The sequence below is a fragment of the Schlesneria paludicola DSM 18645 genome (assembly GCF_000255655.1).
GTDB classification, from domain to species: domain Bacteria; phylum Planctomycetota; class Planctomycetia; order Planctomycetales; family Planctomycetaceae; genus Schlesneria; species Schlesneria paludicola.
In genome coordinates this window covers 1-1453 of sequence record NZ_AHZR01000095.1, presented here as the reverse complement: position 1 = coordinate 1453, position 1453 = coordinate 1, and the positions used below count along the sequence as shown (strand labels likewise).

Sequence of the window (1453 nt, the reverse complement as noted above, 5' to 3'; positions counted from 1 at the left end):
GAACTCACTGATGAAGGTGACGAAGCTTCTCTCACGCCAACGGCGTTCAGTCGATTACGGAATCGCAAGCGGCTGCTCATCGGGCTCTTCCTTCTCTGTCCAATTGTTCTCATCGTCACAATTAAACTTCTTTCTGCATTCAACGTTTACACGCGATTCGGACCCTGAAAAAATCCTCCGTGGATGGCATTCATTCCACCTGCAGTAATCGTCGCCTTGTTGGTTCTCAAAGCAGCAATCTGTAGTCACAACCAACTTCAATCCAAAAATTGATTCGGAAGCCGAACAAGGGTAACTAGCGCCGTTCGGAACTGGCTCAGCACAGTCCTGAACGGTGTTTTGTTTCTCTCGAGCGCAGCAAACGGCCATGTGGTGAAGGGATTCACCGCATGGCCAGCCTGGGCGACATCGTTATCGGTCTGCAGATGGACAACCGCCAATTCAACCAGGCGGCCAACTCCACGCGCGGAACTCTCGCGTCGATGGGCACCTCGGCCCTGGGCGTGGTCGGCCAAATCGGTGGCATGCTCGGAGCTGGTGGCGCACTGGCCTCGATCGGCTGGGGCGTCAAACTTGCTGCCGATGCCGAACAGACGCAGATCGCGTTTGAGGTCATGCTCGGTTCTGTCGACCACGCGAAATCATTGCTTGCGGACCTGAAGGCATACTCCGAACGAAGCCCGTTCGACGTCGCCGGAACGAACCAGGCCGCGCAGAAGTTGCTGAACTACGGCATCAGCGCCGAGAAGATCCTGCCGACGATTTCGATGTTGGGCGACGTGGCAGCCGGCGACATGGAAAAGTTCGCCGGGCTGTCGACCGCTTTCGGTCAAATGTCAGCGACCGGTCGACTGATGGGCGGTGACCTGAACCAGTTCATTAACGCAGGTTTCAACCCGCTCCAGGAGATCGCCAAAGAGACCGGCGAGTCGATGCGAGATTTGAAGGCCCGGATGGAAGCGGGCGGAATTTCGGCAAAGGAAGTTGCTGGAGCCTTCGAGGCCGCCACATCAGAAGGCGGCCGTTTCTATGGCATGACCGAACGCCAGGCGGGATCACTGGCCGGCAAGTGGTCCACGTTCCAAGACTCGATCGCCGGATCATTGCGCATGATCGGTGAATCGATCGTGGAGAATCTGGACCTGACAAACGTCCTCGACCACGTGACGAGCTTTGTCGACCAGATCCCGTTCTTGTTCCGTAATGCCGGATCACTGATCGAAATCGCGGTTCTCGACTGGCAGATCTACCTCTACGAATTCGTTCCAGCTGCGGAAGCCGTGATGACGCAGGTCGGTGCGGGCCTCAATGCCACCTGGGAGGGCAGCAAGGCCATGTTCGATGCGTTCGTCAAAAACCTGATCGCGGGCCTGAAGGAAATCAAAAACCTGGCCCTCGCGACATGGGAATCGATCAAGGCCGGTATCGCGGCCATCGGCTCCGGAAAGAATCC

General features: G+C 57.0%; 1 protein-coding gene. It reads left to right on the top strand.

Annotation, left to right across the window (positions count from 1 at the left end):
- Nucleotides 1-389 precede the first annotated feature (389 nt).
- Nucleotides 390-1453 (top strand): tape measure protein (locus tag OSO_RS0100115; RefSeq protein WP_010581588.1); only part of this gene is annotated, 1064 nt, incomplete at its 3' end.